This window comes from Streptomyces sp. (assembly GCF_019510245.1).
Lineage (GTDB): Bacteria > Actinomycetota > Actinomycetes > Streptomycetales > Streptomycetaceae > Streptomyces.
This window is the reverse complement of the sequence record NZ_JAEKKT010000067.1, coordinates 1-16,668: the sequence shown is the minus strand read 5'-3', so window position 1 is coordinate 16,668 and position 16,668 is coordinate 1. Positions and strand designations below refer to the sequence as shown.

Genomic DNA, 16,668 nt, shown 5'->3' with positions numbered 1-16,668 from the left:
CGCGCGAACTCCGTGATGTCCGGGAGCTTGGCGTCCAGCTGCTCCGGCGGCAGGTGGGTCAGGTCCAGGTAGACGTGGTCGCCGTCGGGGCCGCAGCCGCGGCCCTCGCGGATCTCGGTGTAGATCGCGCGGGAGACCACGTCGCGCGAGGCGAGGTCCTTCATGACCGGCGCGTACTTCTCCATGAAGCGCTCGCCGTCCTTGTTGCGGAGGATGCCGCCCTCACCGCGGGCGCCCTCCGTCAGCAGGATGCCCATCCGCCAGATGCCGGTCGGGTGGAACTGGAAGAACTCCATGTCCTCCAGCGGCAGCCCGCGGCGGTAGACGGCGGCCTGGCCGTCGCCCGTCAGGGTGTGCGCGTTGGACGTCACCTTGAAGAACTTGCCGGTGCCGCCGGAGGCGTAGATGACGGCCTTCGCCTGGAAGACGTGGATCTCGCCGGTGGCCAGCTCGTAGGCGACGACGCCCGCCGACTTCCTGACGCCGTCCTCCTCGGTCATCAGCTGGTCGAGGACGTAGAACTCGTTGAAGAACTCCACGCCCTCCTTGACGCAGTTCTGGTACAGCGTCTGGAGGATCATGTGGCCGGTGCGGTCGGCCGCGTAGCAGGACCGGCGGACCGGCGCCTCGCCGTGGTTGCGGCTGTGACCGCCGAACCGGCGCTGGTCGATGGTGCCGTTCGGCGTCCGGTTGAACGGCAGGCCCATCTTCTCCAGGTCGAGGACGGCGTCGATGGCCTCCTTCGCCAGGATCTCGGCGGCGTCCTGGTCGACCAGGTAGTCACCGCCCTTGACCGTGTCGAAGGTGTGCCACTCCCAGTTGTCCTCCTCCACGTTGGCGAGCGCGGCGGCCATACCGCCCTGCGCGGCGCCCGTGTGGGAGCGGGTGGGGTAGAGCTTGGTCAGGACCGCGGTGCGGCTGCGCTTCGTCGACTCGATGGCCGCACGCATGCCGGCGCCGCCGGCGCCCACGATGACGGTGTCGTACTTGTGGATCTTCATGATTCTCGCAGCCCCGTGCCTAGCGGATGTTCGGGTCGAAGGTGAAGATCACCAGCGAGCCCAGCAGGATGGTGAACACCGTGGCCGTGTAGAGCAGGCCCTTGAGCCACAGCCGGGTGTTCGCGCGCTCCGCGTAGTCGTTGATGATCGTGCGCAGGCCGTTCGCGCCGTGCAGCATCGCGAGCCAGAGCATCAGCAGGTCCCAGACCTGCCAGAAGGGGCTCGCCCAGCGGCCGGCCACGAAGGCGAAGCCGATCTTCGACACGCCGCCGTCGAGCACCAGCTGGATCAGCAGGTGGCCGAGGACCAGCACGACCAGCACGACACCGGACAGGCGCATGAACAGCCAGGCGGCCATCTCGAAGTTGCCGCGGGTGGAGCGCGGGGTCTTCTTGGTGCGCTTGCGCGGGGCCTCGATGAGCGGGGCCGGGTTGTCGACGTTGAAGAGGGGGGCGCCCTCGACGGGGCCGACGCCGGCGGCGGGGGATTCAGTGGTCGACATCTGCGTCAGCTCCCGAACAGGACACGAGCGGCGTGGCCGAGAACGGGGTAAACGGCCCCGGCCATCAGGACGACCCAGACACCGACGACCGTCCAGAGCATCTGCTTCTGGTAGCGCGGGCCCTTCGACCAGAAGTCGACGGCGATGACACGCAGGCCGTTGAGCGCGTGGAAGAGGATGGCGGCCACGAGGCCGTACTCCAGCAGTGCGACGATCGGCGTCTTGTACGTGGCTACGACCTTGTCGTAGTCCTCGGGGGAGACGCGGACGAGAGCGGTGTCCAGCACGTGAACGAACAGGAAGAAGAAAATGAGGACGCCGGTGACTCGGTGAGCCACCCAGGACCACATTCCTTCCCGGCCGCGGTACAGCGTTCCAGCCGGCACGGAAGTCCCTCCGGGAGCGGGGTATCGGGGCCGCGCCGGCTTGTGGGTGTCGGTCGGGCCCGGCCGGGTACGGTCCACCGGCCCTCAGCATCGTAGCGAGGCGCTGCCGCTGGGCTTACGCCGGGCCTACCGGTGTGATCAAAGTGGCACGCGTATGGGTTAGCCGGGCGGCATCTGGGGTGGGGTGTCCTGTTATTTGCCGGGTGCGGGAGCGTTGGGGCTGGTCGCGCAGTTCCCCGCGCCCCTGAGTTTCTCCACCAGACGCCCCTGTGCAAGGCGCCGGAGCTGCTCCACGGACATCACCCGCTCGTCCTCCGGATCGTTCTCCAAACGTGAGTAAATGCCTTCCAGGACGCGGTCCAGGCGCTCCTCGGGCCGGGTGTCGCCCAGGTAGATCACGAACACGTGTCCGAATTTGGCCTCGTAGGCCGCGTGGGCCGCCGTCAGGGCCGTGTGCGCCGCCGAGTAGGTGTCCTCGGGCAGCTCCGGGAGGCACTCGCCCGCCAGGGCCTCCGAGAGGTCCCCGGGGGACAGGTCGTACGCCGCCTCGTCCGCCGCGGCCAGGAGGGACTCCACGTCGGGGTAGGGACGGTGATCGGCGATGCGGCGGGACCAGTGGAGGCTGTGCAGGCAGTGCAGGAGCAGCGCGCCGGCCTCGTCGTCGGGGGCGGCGTTGAAGGCGTCCAGCGGGGTGGGGAGATGGGGCAGGCGGTGGGCGGGCAGCGTGGGTCCTCGCGTCACATGCGGTGTGGCCGGGATGGCAGGGGATGCTGTGAGAGATGTGTCGTCGACGGTATCGAGGACGTTCACACCGTGTCCGTTGGTTGCCTGAATATCACCCGAACGGGAGAGTTTCAGATTGCGTCGATGACGGCTGTGCGGCGGGTGCGTCGTAGGTTGTAGCCGTGAGCGAGCACAGGCGCAGGCCGTCGACACGGCAGTTCGCGCGGAGGCGGGCGGTGGTGGTCGCCGCGGCCTTCGCGGGGACCGTCGCGCTCGGCACGGGTATCGGAGTGTGGGCCTCCTCGGGCGGCGACGGCGGGAGCACCGCCGGAGCGGCCCGGCAGCCCTCCGGGAGCGACCGGGGCGCCTCGTCCGCGGCGCCGACGCCCACTCCCTCGCCCACCCGCAGCTACCCCCTCTCCCAGGCCCCCCGCACCATCCCCGCCGTCCGCTCCCACACCGCCGCCCGCGGCCCCGGCTGGCGCCCGCGGCAGGGCGGCCGGGTCGTGGTGAGCGACGCGGCGCTGGCCGACGAGGGGCGGCTGACCGCGGGCGAGCTGGGGCTGACGTACGCCGGGCAGAAGGGCGCGAACGACGACGTCCGGCCGGGCGACCTGCGGCTCGACCTCGGCGGCAGCGGCGACCCGGAGTCGTACACCATGACCGTGCGCGGCGGGTCGGTCCGGATCAGCGGGCCCGGGGACGCGGGCGTCTTCTACGGCACCAGGACCCTCAAGCAGGAGGTGCACGGCGGCGGTACGGCCCCGGAGGGGGTCGTGAAGGACGCGCCGGCCAAGCCGCAGCGCGGGTTCATGCTGGACATCGCGCGCAAGCCGTTCACCGTGGGGTGGATAGAGGCCCGGATACGAGAACTCGGCGACCTGAAGTTCAACGAGCTCGGGCTGCACTTCTCCGACGACCAGGGCTTCCGGATCGAGTCCGACACCCACCCCGAGATCGTCTCCCGGGACCACCTGACCAAGGCCCAGGTGAAGGAGATCGTCGCGCTCGCCGCCGCCCGGCACATCCAGGTCGTACCGGAGATCGACTCGCCGGGACACCTCGGCGCGGTCCTCGCCGCCCACCCGGAGCTGCAGCTGCGCAACGCGCAGGGCGTCCCCACCAGAGGTGCCGTCGACATCTCCAAGGACGCCTCGGCGAAGCTCGTGGACGACCTGCTCGACGAGTACGCCGGCCTGTTCCCCGGCTCCTACTGGAACCTCGGCGGCGACGAGTACCAGGCCCTGACCGTCGCGAACCCGCAGGCCTCCTACCCGCAGCTCGCGGCCGCCGCGCAGCGGGAGTACGGCTCCGGTGCCACCGTCGCCGACCTCACCACCGGCTGGCTCAACGCCCGCGCCGACACCGTGCGCGCCCACGAACGCACCGTGCGGGCCTGGAACGACGGCTTCCTCCGGGGTACCTCCGTGCAGCCCGCCGACGACCTCCAGGCCGCCTACTGGACCGGCAAGGAGATCGGTGCCCGGCAGCCCGTGGAGTACCTGAGGGCGGGCCGCAAGGTCCTCAACTACAACGACGAGTACCTGTACTACGTCCTCGGCGAGCCCAACACCTTCGTCTACCCGACCGGTCAGCGCATCTACGAGCAGTGGATCCCGCGCATGCTGCGCGGCACCACCGCCGTGGCCGCCCGGTACGAACCCCAGGTCCTCGGCGGCTCCTTCGCCGTCTGGTGCGACCTCGCGAACTCCCAGAACCAGGACCAGGTGGCGGCCGGCATCCGGATGCCGCTGCGGGCCACCATCGAGAAGCTCTGGGACCCGGAGATCACCCCGGCGATGCCCTGGACGGACTTCAAGGCGCTCGCGAACCGCCTGGGCTGACACGGGGACAGCGGTGGACGTGCGGCGGCGACGGGCCGTATGTTCCGCATTCCGCGCGCGGGCCGGGGGAGGGTTCCGTGCACTGCCGTCTCCCGGGGGAACCATCTTGATCTGCGCCCGCTGCCACCACTTCGCCGCCGCGCCCGGCGCCACCCTGTGCCACCGCTGCCTCGGCGACTCGCCCGAGCCGGTCCCGGCCTTCGGCAGCACGCCGGGACTGTGGCTGCGCTCGCCCGTGGGCCTCGGCCGGGCCGCCGCCGTACTGCTCGGAACGGTCGTCGCCGCCGACCTGTTCGCCGTCTGGGCGGACCTCCTGCAGTACGACGCCACGGGCGCCCTGGCCGACGGCGAGACCGGCGCCGCCGCGCTGCGCAGGGCCGACCGCGCCGACGAGCTGCTGGGGATCTCCACCAGCGCCCAGGGGCTCTCGCTGGTCGCCTGCGTGGTCGTGTACCTGTGCTGGTTCCACCGGGTGCGGGCCAACGCCCAGGTCTTCGACCCGCTGGGGCACGCCAAGTCGCCGGGCTGGGCGATCGGCGGCTGGTTCGTCCCGGTCGGGAACCTCTGGATACCGCGCCGGATCACCCTCGACATCTGGGACGCCAGCAGCCCCTGGGGCACGACCCGTTCGCACACGCTGGTCAACTCGTGGTGGGCGCTGTGGCTGGCCTCGCTGTTCGCCGACCGCGTCGCGACGACCGGCTACGGCGACGACGCCGACGGAGCCGCCCAACTCCACGACGGCGCACTGCGGTTGGTCTTCTCGGACGCCCTCGACATCGCCGCCGCCGTCCTCGCGATCCTCCTCGTGCTGCGGCTGACCCGCATGCAGCACGAGAAGGCGATGGCGGGCGCCGCTCCGGCGGGGCTCTGAGCCACGGCCGCACGCCTGCCGTTGGCCGAAAAGCCTTTCTTCGGACTCTTCCGGATCCCGGGTGTCCCGCCGGTGTGACACTGCCGTACCGTCGCACGCAGTTAGGGAAAGTACGAGCTCCGTGCACGTGGGCCTTGGTATGTACCGTTTCTGGGAGGCGTGGGATGAGCCTGGTGGAGCTGATCGCTCAGGCCGATGAACGCGGACTGGCCGCCAGCGGGCTGGCTTGTTTGGATCGGTGCGTGCCGCTGCTGGGCGGGGACGACCTGGTGCTGCGGCCGCTGTGGGCGAGCCTCGCCGACGGCTCCCACTGGAGCGCGGGACTGGAGAAGGCGCGCGGCTCGCTCGGCGCCGGCGAGGCGACCGGCACCGGCGCGGGCGGGCGGGCCGACGAGGCCGAGGCGCTCGCCCGGCGGATGCTCGACGCCGCGCCCGTGTCGCAGGAGGCCGCCGAAGTCCGCCTGTGGGCCGACGCCTGTTCCGTCGCCTCGCTGCAGATCCACCGGCTCCTCGATCCCGCCGCGGACGCGGCACCCTCGGTCGACACCCGCCGGGAGGGCGGCACCGAGGGCATGTCCCCGCTGGTCGCCGCCGAACTGCGCCGCCAGGTCACGGTGCTGGAGCTGCTCGCGGGGCACGGCGCGGCAGGGCTGCGCCGTGCGCTGGACGTCTCCACCGAGGGCCGCCGGGTGCTGCGCGCGGTGGTGTCGCGGCGGGCCCGCGGGCTCGGGTGAACCATTGGTGAGGGCGGTGCGCGGGTCCTGCGCCGGTTGCGAGGACACCCCCGGATCCGGGTGACGAATCCGCCGCCCACCTCGCTCTTCCCTGTGTGACAGCCCACTACGTGACACCCCGCCATGCGACAGCGCAGCAGCAGACCAGGCCGCACGCCGCCGCCAGACCGGCCCGGTGGGCCGCGGACGCGGTCGCCGTGCTGCGCGAGGGCGCCCGCGTCCGGCTCGACTACTCGGCGCAGAGCCTGTGGCGGGTCGACCGGGTGATCGAGGAGATACGCCGGGAGGACGTGCCCTACGACGCGGTGCGGGAGACGCTGCGCGGTCTCGGGGCCTACGCCGGTGAGGTGATCGCCCGTCACACCGGCGCCGAGTGGTGGTCGTCCGGCGGCGACCACTGGATCCGCACCCCCGACGGCCGGCTCTGGGACCCGATCGACGAGGCCCGGCGCTGCTACGGCGGCCACGGCTCGCTGCGGCTGCTGTGCCGGGACGCCCTGGGGTAGCGGGCGGGTCCCGGGCGGCGCGGGGCTCGGCAAAAACCCGGTAATAAGAGACGCGGGCGTTCCCAACTGGGCGGTGGGGGAGCACGATTGGCCCATGGCCGACAACCGACGCTGGTGGGCTCTGGTCGTCATCGCACTGGCCCAGCTGATGGTCGTGCTCGACATGACCATCGTCAACATCGCGCTCCCCTCCGCCCAGGTCGCTCTGCACATGTCGGACGCCAACCGGCAGTGGGTGATCACCGCCTACACCCTCGCCTTCGGCGGACTGCTGCTGCTCGGCGGCCGGATCGCCGACCTGGCCGGACGCCGGGTGGCGTTCATGACCGGCCTGGTCGGCTTCGCGGCCGCCTCCGCGCTCGGCGGGGCCGCGGTCAACCAGGGGATGCTGTTCGGGGCGCGGGCCCTGCAGGGCGTGTTCGCCGCGCTGCTCGCGCCGGCCGCGCTGTCGCTGCTCGCGACGACGTTCACCGACCCGAAGGACCGCGGGAAGGCGTTCGGCATCTTCGGCGCCATCATCGGCGCGGGCGCGGCGGTCGGGCTGCTCGCGGGCGGCTTCCTCACCCAGTACCTGGACTGGCGCTGGTGCCTGTACGTCAACGTGCCGATCGCGCTGGTCGCCTTCGCCGGCGCCTGGGCCCTGCTGCCCGACGGCGGCCGCCACCCCGACGCCCGCCTCGACGTCCCCGGCGCCCTGCTCGGCTCGGCCGGCATGCTCTCCCTGGTCTACGGCTTCTCCGAGGCGGAGTCCCGGGGCTGGACCGACGGCCTGGTCCTCGCGCTCCTGATCGGCGGGGTCGTACTGCTCGGCCTCTTCGGCTACTGGCAGACCCGCGCCCCGGTCCCGCTGCTCCCGATGACCGTCGTACGCGACCGGCAGCGCATCGGCGCGTTCCTCACCGTGCTGCTGGTGACCGTCGGCATGTTCGGCGTCTTCCTCTTCCTGACGTACTACATGCAACGCGTCCTCGGCTACTCGCCCGTGAAGACCGGCGTCGCCTATCTCCCCATCACCGTCGGCATGGTCACCGGCTCCACCCAGGTCGCCGCCCGGCTGCTGCACCGGGTCCCGCCCCGCATGCTGATCGTGCCCGGGCTGCTGCTGGCGGCCGGGGCGCTGGCGCTGATAGCCCAGGTCGGGGTCGAACCGGCGTACGCCTCGCACATCCTGCCCGGCATGCTGATGCTCGGTCTCGGCATGGGCACGGCGATGATGACCTCGGTCTCGCTGGCCACCGGCAACGTCGCCCCGCGCGACTCGGGCGCGGCCTCGGCCACCTTCAACACCGCCCAGCAGGTCGGCGGTTCGATCGGCACCGCACTCCTGAACACCATCGCGGCGAGCGTCACCACCCGGTACGCCACCGCGCACGCCGGGAGCATCCCGGACCGGGCGCTGCTGGCGGCGAAGGCCGCCGTGCACGGCTTCAACGTGGCCACCTGGTGGGCGATGGCCGCGCTGCTGGTGGGTGCGCTGATCGCCGGGGTGGTCGTGAACGCGGACCGGGCCCCCACCCCGCAGACAGCGCCGGAGCGGGAGCCCGAACCGGTGGACTCGGCCACCTGAAGGACTACTTGAGGTACACGAGGCCGTCCGTCGTGACCGTCGGGCGGCCGCTGGTGCCGACGACGACGATCTTCACGGTGTGCTTGGCACTGGACGACCAGGTCTTCGTCCAGATCGCCTGACGGTAGGAGGTCGTCGCCGACTTCAGGTCCACGGTCGCGACCTTGGTGCCGTCGACGTACACGTAGGCCTGACCCGAGGTGGACGCGCGGCTGACCACCCAGGAGGCGGACCGGCCGGTGAAGGTCCAGCTCAGGCTCGCGCCCTTGGAACCGCTGGAGTACGACGTGCCGCCCAGGTAGCTGGTGGACGACCGGGTCGTCCAGGTACCGGACTTGACGGCCGAGGTCTCCTGAAGGATCACCGGGGTGAAGGACGGCGACGAGGTGCGGGTGTTGCCCGCGTAGTCGGACGCCTTCATCGACCAGGTGGACGCGGTGCCGGGCTTGGCCGTGCGGCTGGAGCCGGTGGTGGCCGGGCCGAAGGCGGCCGTCGTCGGGGACAGCAGGCTCACCGACTTCAGGGCGGCGTTGTCGGTGGCCTTCCAGCCGAGGGTGACCGGGACGGCGGTGGTGCTGACGGTGCCGGTGCGCAGGGAGAGCTTCGGCGCCGTGGTGAAGGTGGGTGCGGTGGTGTCGGTGACGACGGTGAGCGCCGCGGTCGTCGTGGTCCTGCCGGACTGGTGCACGGCCCGGACGGCCACGGTGTGGCTGCCCGCGGCGAGCGTGGCGCCCACCGAGTACGCCGATCCGGGCGCGGTGGCGGCGACCTTGCCGTCCACCAGCACCTCGAACTTCGAGATCAGCGAACCGGGCGTGGTCGTGGACCAGTTCGCCGTGATCGCGCCCTTGGTGTAATACGTCGAGCCGGACAGGCCCGTACCCGACAGCGAGGTGAGCTTCAGACCCTGCACCGGGCCGGCCGCCCAGGCGCGGACGGTCGGCAGCTGGGGGTAGAGCGAGTTGCCGGGGCACTGGGTGTTGTAGCCGTCGCGGTGACCGGAGATCCGGTTGAAGGTGTACGCGGTGCCCGAAGTGAAGCTGGTGCCGAAGTAGTTGGTCTGGGTCGCGCCCGCCGTGAGCTTGACGGTACCGGCCGGGTCGGCGCCGTACTGGCCGAGCTTCCAGGCCGCGAGACGGGCGATCGACGCCAGGGCCGCGTCCGTGGCGCCGGCCGAGGTGTAGTCGCCGAGCACGGCGATACCGGCCGACTCCCGGTTCCAGCCGTAGGTGTGCGCGCCGAGCACCGGCAGGTCGACACCGCCCTTGCGGCCCTCGAAGATCGTGCCGCACTTGTCGACCAGGAAGTTGTAGCCGATGTCGTTCCAGCGCTCCGTCTGCGTGTGGTACGCGTAGATGCCCCGGACGATCGCCGGGGACTCCGCGCACGTGTAGTCGTTGGTGCCGTCCGTGTGGTGGACGAAGACGGCCTTCACGTCCGTGTTGTAGTCCGACGGGTCCGGGCTCAGCGACTCGTCGGCGCCCCAGCCGGCCCGCGAGACGATCGGCGGCTCGGGCACCGTGGACGGGGGCGCGGTGGGTGTGGAGGCCGACGGGCTCGCGGAAGCGCTGTCCGTCTCGGTGGCGGAAGCGGAGGCGCTCGGCGGGGCCGAGTCGGTGGCCGGCACGGACTCGGTCGGCGTCACGGACCCGGTGGGCGACGCGGAGTCCGCCGGGGAGGCCGAGTCGGCCGGGGACACGGGGTCACCGGGCGAGGCGGAGTCCGTCGGCGACGCGCTGTCGCCGGGGGTGCCGTCCGCCACGAACGCGGCCGGTTCCGCCTGGGTCTCCGCGGCGGTCGCCACCCCGGGGTCGACCAGGTTGACCTGGAGCCCCTTCGGCAGACCGGCGCCGGCGGAGCCGTCCTGGCGGACGACCTGGACCTGGACGCCGTCGGAGGGCCCCACCCACAGCGGCTCGGACGCGCCGCGCGCGTCGGGGCCGGCCTCCGGGTCCTCCAGCGGGTCGGCCGCCTCCAGATCGTGCCAGGCGGTCCACTCACCGCTCTCGACGCTCCGGGTGCGCACCTGCGCCGTGCCGTGCAGCCGCTTCGCCGCTCCCGTCCAGGAGACGCCGAGCAGCGAGAACTGCCGGGTTCCCGTGCGCGGCAGTTCCCGCGTGCCGGTCGCGGTGCCCTTCAGCGCCAGGTCGTAGACCTTCGCCGGCCGCCTGGCCTGCCCGCCGGTCCCGTGGCCGGAGGACGGGCTGGCGACCGCGTACGTCACCACACCCCCGCCGCCCAGGACCACCGCACCGAGCGTCAGCCACGCCCGTCGCCTCATGCTCAGCGGTCTGTACGCACGCTTTCCGCGTGGACTCACCCGTCCCCACCCCTAGAGAAGAACCATCACTGTCACGCCTGACGCACCTGTCGCACAGGCAACGCTTAGAGACAGCGTCTGGTCCTGACCAAACGTCACTCGCCACCCGACGGCGTCGTCGACGACGCGCGAGAGAAACGGGGGCGGGGGCCCGCGCGTGCACAGCCCGCGGGCGCAGCACCGAAGCAACGGCCGGGGCCGCCACCCCCCACAGGAGAGGCCCCGGCCGTCGCGCGGCACGGACCGCGCGGCGGCCCGTACTCTGTTCAGCGCCATGAGTGCGTTTTCTGTCACACCCGAGGGCGTCACGAGTCAGTTGCACTCTGTACGGACGTGGACGGCGAGCAGTTTCAAGTCGTAACGTGCAGTTCGCGCCGGGCCGCGGAGGACGCATGACCACCGCAACGATCTGCGGTCCCGAACAGCGCGACGATCAGTCGAGGAACCACGACGGCGAGAACCACGACCGCGAGAGCGGCGCCGGTTCAGGCCCAAAGTAGGGAACACACGGGTGCTGGGGGACGACGCGGAGTTGACCGCCGCGGTACGTGCTGCACAGGACGGGGACGAGACCGCGTTCCGCATCGTCTATCGCGCGGTCCAGCCCCGCCTGCTCGGATACGTCCGCACGCTGGTCGGCGATCCGGACGCCGAGGACGTCGCCTCCGAGGCCTGGCTGCAGATCGCCCGCGACCTCGACCGGTTCAGCGGCGACGCGGACCGGTTCCGCGGCTGGGCCGCCCGGATCGCCCGCAACCGAGCCCTCGACCACATACGGATGCGCGGCCGCCGTCCCGCGATCGGCGGCGACGAGACGGAACTGACCGGTTGGGCCGCCGAGTCGGACACCGCCGGCGAGGCCATCGAGGCGCTGACCACCGACTCCACCCTCTCCCTCATCGCCAGGCTGCCGCAGGACCAGGCCGAGGCCGTCGTCCTCAGGGTCGTCATGGGCCTCGACGCCAAGACCGCCGCCGAGACCCTCGGCAAGCGCGCCGGCGCGGTACGGACGGCAGCCCACCGGGGGTTGAAGAAACTCGCGGAGCTGCTCGGAGCCGACCCCGAGACGGCAGGCGTCCTCGAGGCGCTGCCGCCCCAGCGAGAACCGAACGCTCGTGCGGTGACGTCCGCGAGTGTGACGCATACGCGTTCGCGGACGCAGAAGGACATGTGATGGCCGACGAGCAGTACAAGTGGCTGAACCGGGTGACGGCGGAACGTCTGCTGCGCGGTGAGTCGCTCGAAGCTGTCGACGCCTCCGCCCGTGACCAGGCAGAACGCCTCGCCGAGACGCTCGGCGCGCTCTCCGCGCGCGCCACGCCGGCCGCTGCCGAACTCCCCGGCGAGGAAGCCGCGCTGGCTGCCTTCCGCAAAGCGCGCGAATCCGCCGAGGACGCACGGACCGCCGATCAGGCGCGAACCGGCGCGGCCGCATGGCCGGGCACGGACGCGCGGGGCGCCGACGCGGGCCTCTTCCGGATCGGCCGTACCGGCACCGGCTCCCGGCCGGTCCGGGCCCCGGGCTGGGCCCGCCCCGCACGGCTCGGCCTCGCGGCCGCGCTGACCGTCGGCATGCTCGGCGGCGTCGCGGTGGCCGCGGGCACCGGAGTGCTGCCGACGCCGTTCGACGACAACCACCCCGGACCGGCAGCCTCCGTCTCGGCCGCCGGCACCCCCGCACGCCCGCACGGCTCCCAGTCGCCCGAGTCGCTGCTCGGCGGCGAGACCCGGACGCCGTCCTCCGGTGCCGCGTCCGCCGGCTCCGGGCAGCCCTCGCCCGACCCGTCCGGCAGGTCGAAGAGACGGGACACGGGCTCGACCGGCGTCCAGGCCGGCGGGTGGAGCGGTGCGCTGACGTCCTGCCGCGCGATCCGGAACGGCAAGACCCTGGGCGCCGACCGCAGGCGTGCCCTGGAGGGACTGGCGGGCGGCGCCGCCCGGGTGGACACGTTCTGCAAGGCCGTCCTCGGCACCGGGCTGAACGGCAGGGACGGCGTCTCCCGCGACGGCAAGGGCGGCGACAGCGGCCAGAACGACGGCCAGGGCGACCACAACGGCCCGGGCGGCGACGGCGAGGGCTGGCCGGGCAGGGGCAACGGCGGCGGCAAGGGCGACGGGAAGGGCGACGGCAGGGGCGACGGTCACCACCAGGACGGCCTGGCCACACCCGCCCCCACCGCCCTCGCACCCCTGCGGCCCAACCAGCCCGGCGCCTCGCCCAGCCCCACGTACAGCGCACTTTGACCTTTGCGCACCGCTGTGACCTGCAGTTTTGAAAGTCCCTGAACTTTTTTCCCGCGGGGTGTGACGTTTTCGGCGGTGCTGACGCAGTACTGAGTGAGCCGACTGGTCATCGGCCGTCGCACAGAGCCGGGGTTCCCCCCGTACCTGCGGCTCGTGCATCGGCGCGGGCGGGACACGTTCCCCCGGTCCCGCCCGCGCCCCGCACGTCCTCTGCTCACCAGGAGACGACGACCTTGTCGCCGTTGCGCACCTGAGCGAACAGATCCGCGATCGCCGCCTCGTCCCGCACGTTGACGCACCCGTGCGAGCCTCCCGCGTAGCCCCGGGCCGCGAAGTCGTAGGAGTAGTGGACCGCCTGGCCGCCGCTGAAGAACATCGCGTACGGCATCGACGAGTGGTAGAGCGTCGACACGTGGTGGCGGGACTTCCAGTAGACGTGGAACACACCCTCACGGGTCGGGGTGTACTGCGCACCGAACCGCACCGACATCGTCGACACCGTCCGCCCGTCGATCATCCAGCGCAGCGTGCGGCTGGTCTTGCTGATGCACAGCACCCGCCCGGTCAGGCACCGCGGATCGGGCGCGGCGGCCGGCTGACCGCCCATCAGGTACAGCTCCCACTTCCCCGGCCGGTGCGTCATCCGCACCAGCCGCCGCCAGGTTTCGGCGTCGGTCTCGCCCGTCTGCGGCAGCCCGCGCCTGCCCTGGAAGCCCTTGACGGCCTCGGCGGTGAGGTCGTCGTAGGTCCCCGTCGGCCCGTCGAACAGCCAGTCGACCTGGCGCAGCCGGGCCTGGAGCCCGCGGACGCCGGTGCCGGTGTCGCCGCGGGTGAACACGATGTGCGGCGGGACGGTCTCGACGGCGGACGGGGACGGTGAGGCGGCGGGAGCGGTGCCGGCGGGTGCCGGACTGTGCGGGAGGCCGATGTGGACGGGCGAGTGCCCCTTGGCGTCGCCGCCCGGTGGCTGCACCGTGCACCCGCACAGCACGGCCAGTACGGCGGCCAGGATCCCCGAGTACCCCGAGACCTTCATGCCGAGGATGCTTCCCCGCGTGACCGCCGTCGAACAAGAGGGCATCGTAGGAACCAACAGTCATACCGGCATATCGGTGTATCGGCGTACTGCGGAGGTCACCCGTCATGACCCGTGAGTCGGAGTCCGGACTGCCCGTCGAGCCGGTCTACGGCCCGGGAGACCTGGCGGGGTGGGACCCGGCCGCGAAGCTCGGCGACCCGGGGTCGTACCCCTACACCCGGGGCGTCTACCCGACGATGTACACCGGCCGTCCCTGGACCATGCGCCAGTACGCCGGGTTCGGTACGGCCGCGGAGTCCAACGACCGCTACCGGCAGCTCATCGCGCACGGCACCACCGGCCTCTCCGTCGCCTTCGACCTGCCCACCCAGATGGGCCACGACTCGGACGCGCCCCTCGCGCACGGCGAGGTCGGCAAGGTGGGGGTGGCGATCGACTCGGTCGACGACATGCGGGTGCTGTTCGGGGGGATCCCGCTGGACAGGGTCTCGACGTCGATGACGATCAACGCCCCGGCGGCCGTGCTGTTGCTGCTGTACCAGCTGGTGGCGGAGGAACAGGGCGTACCGGCGGCGGCCCTGACCGGCACGATCCAGAACGACGTCCTGAAGGAGTACATCGCGCGGGGTACGTACATCTTCCCGCCCAAGCCGTCCCTGCGGCTGACCGCGGACATCTTCGGGTACTGCCGGACCGAGATCCCGCGCTGGAACACGATCTCGATCTCCGGCTACCACATGGCCGAGGCGGGGGCGTCCCCCGCCCAGGAGATCGCCTTCACCCTGGCCGACGGCATCGAGTACGTGCGCACGGCGGTCGCGGCCGGCATGGACGTCGACGACTTCGCGCCGCGCCTCTCCTTCTTCTTCGTGGCGCGGACGACGTTCCTGGAGGAGGTCGCCAAGTTCCGTGCGGCGCGCCGGATCTGGGCGCGGGTGATGCGGGAGGAGTTCGGCGCCCGGGACCCCAGGTCGCTGATGCTGCGCTTCCACACCCAGACGGCCGGCGTCCAGCTGACGGCCCAGCAGCCGGAGGTGAACCTGGTGCGGGTGGCGGTCCAGGCCCTGGGCGCGGTCCTCGGCGGCACCCAGTCGCTGCACACCAACTCCTTCGACGAGGCGATCGCGCTGCCGACCGACAAGAGCGCGCGCCTGGCCCTGCGCACCCAGCAGGTGCTGGCGTACGAGACCGACGTGACGGCGACGGTCGACCCGTTCGCGGGTTCGTACGCGATGGAGCGGATGACGGACGACGTGGAGGCGGCGGCCCTCGGTCTGATGCGGCGGGTCGAGGACCTCGGCGGCGCGGTGGCGGCGATCGAGCACGGCTTCCAGAAGGGCGAGATCGAGCGGAACGCCTACCGCATCGCGCAGGAGACCGACGCGGGGGAGCGGGTGGTGGTCGGCGTCAACCGCTTCCGGCTGGACGAGGAGGAGCCGTACGAGCCGCTGCGCGTCGACCCGGCCATCGAGGCCCGGCAGGCGGAGCGCCTCGCCCTGCTGCGCGCCGATCGCGACCGGACGGCCGTCGCCGCGGCCCTCACCGCCCTCAAGAAGGCCGCCGAGGGCGACGACAACGTGCTTCCCCCGATGAAGCGGGCGCTGCGGGCGCGGGCCACGGTGGGGGAGGTGTGCGACGCGCTGCGGGAGGTGTGGGGGGTGTACGTCCCGACGGACGCGTTCTGACGGAGGGCACCGGGACGGACGGCATCCGGGGCGAACGGCACCCGCAGCGGACGGCGCCCGGGGCGGACGGTGCCCGGGGCGGACGGCGCCCGGGGCGGACGGTGCCCGGGGCGTTGTCGTACCCGCGTGCGAGACTGCTCCTCATGTTCGGCGTCATCGATCTCCCCACCTACCTGGCAGGACTCGTCCTGATCGTCCTGCTGCCCGGCCCCAACTCCCTCTACGTGCTGTCCGTCGCCGCCCGGCAGGGGATCCGGGCCGGTTACACCGCCGCCGCCGGCGTGTGGTGCGGGGACACCGTGCTGATGACGCTGTCGGCGGCCGGGGTGGCCTCGCTGCTCAAGGCCAACGCCGTGCTGTTCGGGATCGTGAAGTACGCGGGTGCCGGCTATCTCACCTGGCTGGCGATGGGCATGCTGCGGGCGGCCTGGACGATGTGGCGGACCCGGAAGGAACAGCCGGCGGAGCGGACGGCGCCGGTCGCCGCCCCGGCGCAGGAGCGCCCGTACCGCCGCGCCCTGGTGATCAGCCTCTTCAACCCGAAGGCGATCCTGTTCTTCATCGCCTTCTTCGTGCAGTTCGTGTCAGAGTCCAACCCAATCGTGGGGTTCGTAACTCTAGGCGTACTCGCCCAGTTGGCAAGCGTGTTGTACCTGTCTGCGCTCATCTTCGGTGGGTCTCGTCTGGCTGCTGCGTTCCGTCGTCGGAGGAGGCTCAGCGCGGGGGCTACGTCGGCCGCCGGGGTGCTCTTCCTCGGCTTCGCCGTCAAGCTGTCTTTGGCAAGCGTGTAGGGGGCTGACATGTCCCACCTTGACGATGCTGCGGCCCTGTTCGCCCGGATGAGCGTCCAGGAGCAGCAAGAGGCGCTAGGAGCCCTCGGCCTGCCCAAGTGGCTTCCGAAGGAGTCCCAGGAGCCACCCAAGGTCACCCCGTTCTCTGCCCTTACCAGCACGCCCAGCAGGCGGAAGCGGCAGCCTCTCACCGTGAAGGCCGTGAGTAGCCCTGAGGTGTCCTGAGATCCTCAGGGGCTTCGCCAACCCTCTAGGTGTGCTGTCCCGGGACGTTGGTGACACGCGGGCTGGGTGCTTGAACAGGTGAGGGCCCTCTGGGTTCGGTGTGGATTGCGACATCTACGCCCGACCGCAGGAGGCCCTCATGTCCCACCGTAATGCCCCGCTGACGCCGACCGGCAGGCTGCGTCTGGCCCGGTGTGTCGTCGACGACCACTGGCCCCTGCGGCGGG

15 protein-coding genes are annotated in these 16,668 nt (G+C 71.8%); 9 read left to right on the top strand and 6 right to left on the bottom strand.

Annotated elements, in window-relative coordinates:
- The 4 genes from JF597_RS03745 to JF597_RS03730 form a co-directional block, all read right to left on the bottom strand.
- The coding region (locus tag JF597_RS03745; RefSeq protein WP_293988670.1) for an FAD-binding protein at positions 1–1,001 on the bottom strand (1,001 nt) is incomplete at its 3' end.
- 19 nt (positions 1,002–1,020) lie between these two features.
- Positions 1,021–1,503 carry a succinate dehydrogenase hydrophobic membrane anchor subunit gene (locus tag JF597_RS03740; RefSeq protein WP_293988667.1) on the bottom strand — a complete coding sequence of 161 codons (483 nt, stop codon included), beginning with the start codon at positions 1,501–1,503 and terminating at the stop codon, positions 1,021–1,023.
- A 5-nt stretch (positions 1,504–1,508) separates the two neighbouring features.
- On the bottom strand, positions 1,509–1,889 hold the full coding sequence (sdhC, locus tag JF597_RS03735) for a succinate dehydrogenase, cytochrome b556 subunit (protein WP_071659649.1): 381 nt from the start codon (positions 1,887–1,889) through the stop codon (positions 1,509–1,511).
- A gap of 192 nt (positions 1,890–2,081) precedes the next feature.
- Positions 2,082–2,630, bottom strand: coding sequence for a 2-oxo-4-hydroxy-4-carboxy-5-ureidoimidazoline decarboxylase (locus tag JF597_RS03730; RefSeq protein ID WP_293988661.1), 549 nt, complete (start codon positions 2,628–2,630; stop codon positions 2,082–2,084).
- 164 nt (positions 2,631–2,794) lie between these two features.
- Between JF597_RS03730 and JF597_RS03725 the strand changes: the two genes are divergently transcribed.
- From JF597_RS03725 to JF597_RS03705, 5 genes are all read left to right on the top strand, one after another.
- Entirely contained in the window at positions 2,795–4,456 is a 1,662-nt protein-coding gene (locus JF597_RS03725; protein ID WP_293988659.1) for a family 20 glycosylhydrolase, read from the top strand.
- Between the two features lie 106 nt (positions 4,457–4,562).
- A complete protein-coding gene (locus tag JF597_RS03720) occupies positions 4,563–5,330 on the top strand; it encodes a DUF4328 domain-containing protein (protein WP_293988656.1) in 768 nt (255 codons plus the stop codon).
- A gap of 164 nt (positions 5,331–5,494) precedes the next feature.
- Positions 5,495–6,064, top strand: a complete 570-nt coding sequence (locus tag JF597_RS03715) for a hypothetical protein (RefSeq protein ID WP_293988653.1) — start codon at positions 5,495–5,497, stop codon at positions 6,062–6,064.
- Positions 6,065–6,174: 110 nt separating this feature from the next.
- On the top strand, positions 6,175–6,570 hold the full coding sequence (locus JF597_RS03710; protein WP_293988651.1) for a hypothetical protein: 396 nt from the start codon (positions 6,175–6,177) through the stop codon (positions 6,568–6,570).
- A gap of 94 nt (positions 6,571–6,664) precedes the next feature.
- Positions 6,665–8,137 (top strand): DHA2 family efflux MFS transporter permease subunit, encoded by a 1,473-nt coding sequence (locus JF597_RS03705; RefSeq protein ID WP_293988649.1) that lies wholly within the window; start codon positions 6,665–6,667, stop codon positions 8,135–8,137.
- A 4-nt stretch (positions 8,138–8,141) separates the two neighbouring features.
- Here JF597_RS03705 and JF597_RS03700 read toward each other — a convergent pair whose 3' ends face one another.
- Positions 8,142–10,418 (bottom strand): N-acetylmuramoyl-L-alanine amidase, encoded by a 2,277-nt coding sequence (locus JF597_RS03700; protein WP_293988647.1) that lies wholly within the window; start codon positions 10,416–10,418, stop codon positions 8,142–8,144.
- A 550-nt stretch (positions 10,419–10,968) separates the two neighbouring features.
- Here JF597_RS03700 and JF597_RS03695 point away from each other — a divergent pair.
- Both JF597_RS03695 and JF597_RS03690 read left to right on the top strand, forming a co-directional pair.
- Positions 10,969–11,631: an RNA polymerase sigma factor gene (locus tag JF597_RS03695; protein ID WP_293988645.1), complete on the top strand. Its 663-nt coding sequence runs from the start codon at positions 10,969–10,971 to the stop codon at positions 11,629–11,631.
- A complete protein-coding gene (locus tag JF597_RS03690; RefSeq protein WP_293988643.1) occupies positions 11,631–12,701 on the top strand; it encodes a hypothetical protein in 1,071 nt (356 codons plus the stop codon). The genes JF597_RS03695 and JF597_RS03690 overlap by 1 nt, the downstream gene beginning before the upstream one ends.
- Positions 12,702–12,915: 214 nt before the next feature.
- Here the strand turns inward: JF597_RS03690 and JF597_RS03685 are convergent, their stop codons facing one another.
- Positions 12,916–13,737: a L,D-transpeptidase family protein gene (locus tag JF597_RS03685; RefSeq protein WP_293988640.1), complete on the bottom strand. Its 822-nt coding sequence runs from the start codon at positions 13,735–13,737 to the stop codon at positions 12,916–12,918.
- A gap of 107 nt (positions 13,738–13,844) precedes the next feature.
- On the opposite strand from JF597_RS03685, the gene JF597_RS03680 reads away from it, so the two are divergent.
- Positions 13,845–15,425 carry a methylmalonyl-CoA mutase family protein gene (locus JF597_RS03680; protein ID WP_293988638.1) on the top strand — a complete coding sequence of 527 codons (1,581 nt, stop codon included), beginning with the start codon at positions 13,845–13,847 and terminating at the stop codon, positions 15,423–15,425.
- A gap of 143 nt (positions 15,426–15,568) precedes the next feature.
- Positions 15,569–16,216, top strand: coding sequence for a leucine efflux protein LeuE (leuE, locus tag JF597_RS03675; RefSeq protein WP_293988635.1), 648 nt, complete (start codon positions 15,569–15,571; stop codon positions 16,214–16,216).
- Positions 16,217–16,668: the final 452 nt, after the last annotated feature.